The organism is Endozoicomonas sp. ONNA1 (assembly GCF_024606325.1).
In the GTDB taxonomy this organism is placed as follows: Bacteria; Pseudomonadota; Gammaproteobacteria; order Pseudomonadales; family Endozoicomonadaceae; genus Endozoicomonas_A.
The window spans coordinates 1-3,162 of record NZ_JAHHPN010000428.1 but is presented as its reverse complement, the minus strand read 5'-3'; the positions used below and the strand labels follow the sequence as shown (position 1 = coordinate 3,162).

Sequence of the window (3,162 nt, the reverse complement as noted above, 5' to 3'; positions counted from 1 at the left end):
GAGTTCTGCCGCTGGAAATGAAGCTTTTTTGAGCTTAATGTCTACCCTAAGAGCAACTGTTAATCGTCGTGTAACCTATGGGGGGTTATTCACTCAGACTTCAGTACCAGTCATTGGAAAGCAGATATTTTTAAAGCAGACTATGATTGACTAGCAACAGTGATGAGTAAAGGTAATCAGACATCGGCATTCAATCCAGACACTTTTGAGATATCATAAGGGTTGTCAATTATGATTATGACTGCGTTATCTAAATCAAATAAAAGCTTCATTCATCTTATCATTTTATCCTTAACAATGATGTCAGGGTGTGCTTTTGCACTGAACGAAAGACAAAAAAGCATACTAAAACAACTCACTCTTCAAGAGTATGAAGAACTTGACCGAGAACTTAAAGAAAAAGATTTATACAGAAAAGCTAAAGCTTACATTAATTCAGTTATGATAAACATTAATAGAAGAAAAAGAATCAAATTTTTCAAAAACAAAAGTAAGGAAATAGCTGAAAAAATCATTACTAAGCCCAGTGATAATACTACCGAGCCTGCTATACCTTACACTGTATCAAGAACGTTTAATCTTGTTCAGGCAATGATTCATTATGGTAAATTAGAACCTAACGATCTCGAGGATACAGCTCATAAAATGTTCTCTAAAAACAATAGAGCAGTCACCGTCGTTACGAACTATGCAAATAGGTTATTATTAGAAAATTCTGTTCAGGTAGCCACTGACGATACAGATCATGTGAAACTTTTTTATGAAGATCGGTATACTCAAGAAACAGGAACACGTATTATTAAGGCACCAAGAAACGAAGACTTTAATTTTGAATTAAGAAATAGATATAACAGACTTTTTTTTCCACATCGGGAAGTGCACCTGATACGCAATGGAAATGTTTTTTTAACCGATGTAAATATAATTCGGAAAGAAAATTTAAATAATGGTGATAAAATAATTTATCCCAATAAATTAACATATGCTCCAGCATCACCCACGAGAAACTCAGCATCTAAAGCCAGAGAGATTTATATGGCAGTTGGGAAACTTCAAGCTTTTCTTGATAAGAAATATCCAGATAAATTTAAATTGACCATCAATGACAATAATATGTTTTTAGTATCTCTCGATTTTGTAGCACCCTACGGCTGGTGGAAAGATGCATTTTTTAGAATAGAGTTTAATTTTGACAATATTGGCAACGAAGGACCTGAAATTGATATTAAAAATTCACCAAAGGTAGCCAACCTTTGTTATTCAGGTGCGCTTTGCCTGATTCAGAGTTATAAACATTCTAAAAGATTCATTTACAGATTTAACAAAGTATTTTCGTATAAGCAAAGTTCCATGCACTACGGATCTCAAAATTTTTCTGTAGAAGAGCAGATTTTGAATATTATCAATTATATGGCCGCTGACTTTGATATAAGATCAAGAGGCATTATTTTATTTAACTTCGACTCCACCCCACAGGAAGTGATTACAAAAGAAATAATCAGAGTAAATACTCAGGCACAAAAAGTTAACACCTCCCTTTATGTAGAATCTGATCATGACAAAATAAAAGAAAGTGTGCATAAAAGAATAAAAGATGGAGAAGACCCAGATTTTGATTATTTGGTAATTGATGATGAGTTTTATGAAGAATTCGGGAATGCAGGAAATTCAAAATCAATAAGTACTGATATTTTTATTCCTGTCGAAATGTATCGCGAAACTGAAATTGTAAAATTTGACCTTACATCGATTAAAGCTTTTTCTGATTTAATATATGAGGCCAGGAGGAAGTCAGGATTTAGAATACCAAATAATATCGAACCCGTTGTTTATTATAACAATGAAAAGATAGATAAACATAATTTTCAACAGGCTTTGAAAGACATAAGAAAAGAAAATATAAAAGAGAAGAGAAAAGAAAAGAACAAAATGAATAAAAATCATAACATTCTGACGATGATTATTAAAGTACCTGGTTATGAAAGGCGAGCTTTTAAAGATGCAGCAGCTAATTCAGTTACCTATTATGTTCCAGATAATTCACGTCGTATGTTATATAACGAAACAGTTAACGAAAGCGAGGTAGCCAAACCAATAAAATGGGAAATACATTTAGTTGAAGAAATTAAAATAGCAAAAGCTAATAATATGCTTTACCAATACAAGCTTATTTTGCCGTTTGAAACACAAAAAACAACAGAACGCTATAGAGGGGGGGCTCAGTATGGTAGTTACGCCAATATCTGGATACCCTCTGTTAGAGACAACATGTCAGACGTGGAAAAAAAATTCGCTTTGATGTCAATGTATGACTTATCAAAAAGTAAATTAAGAGTTTCTTACCATCTAAAAAAAGCCGCCGCCACAAACCTGGGCAACAACATTATTACCAAAGCATTATTAACGCGGCAGTACGACAAATGGCTGCCAACTCAGGATTATTTGGATTTTTTACTACAAAGAGTTGAAATATCACTCCTTATAAATCGTGAAGATTATTCAATTGCCAAAGAAAATAATGTTATTTTTGAAAATATCATTGATGGAAATATTGACGAGAATATTATAACGGATTTGACATTTTTTATTGGACACTTGGCTCCAAGTCTGAGATATGTGTCCAGTATGAACGCCCCGGACAAGGCAGGAATTATTTATCGTATTGTTATAAATTATCTCATAGAAATATGTGTCAGGACTCTTCTAGATAATGAATTTGATGCCAGTACTGGAATAGTCGAAAAACTTATAGATAAACCGGGGCAATTTACTCTTGAGGATATCTATGCTGCAAACATAAAAGATATTTCTGTAGCTTTTAATCTATTACAAGTTACTGATTTCCTTTTTACAAAAATTATTTTCAATATTCTTAATACGAAGGATTTAGATCTTACTGTTTATGATCATGAATTAGAAAGCCTCCAGATTAATATCGATAGTATGCGTAAAATTGTTGATAATAAGAAAAATCTATTTCCACTGTTTTTGAATCATTTATTTCCTGTCGCCAGACTATACTCTGACGATCTGGATTTCGGAAGTAATGAATTTTCAAATAAGTTTATGTTAAATGTTTTAAAAAAATATGAAAGTCGAACAAAAAATAAAGATGTAAAAGCTTCACTGCACACTTTTCTAAAAATCACAGAACAAAATTAT

1 protein-coding gene is annotated in these 3,162 nt (G+C 32.3%); it reads left to right on the top strand.

The genetic code is table 11. From position 1 onward, the window contains the following. Positions 1–231: 231 nt before the first annotated feature. A partial coding sequence (locus tag KDK19_RS09885; protein ID WP_257291844.1) for a hypothetical protein occupies positions 232–3,162 on the top strand: 2,931 nt, incomplete at its 3' end.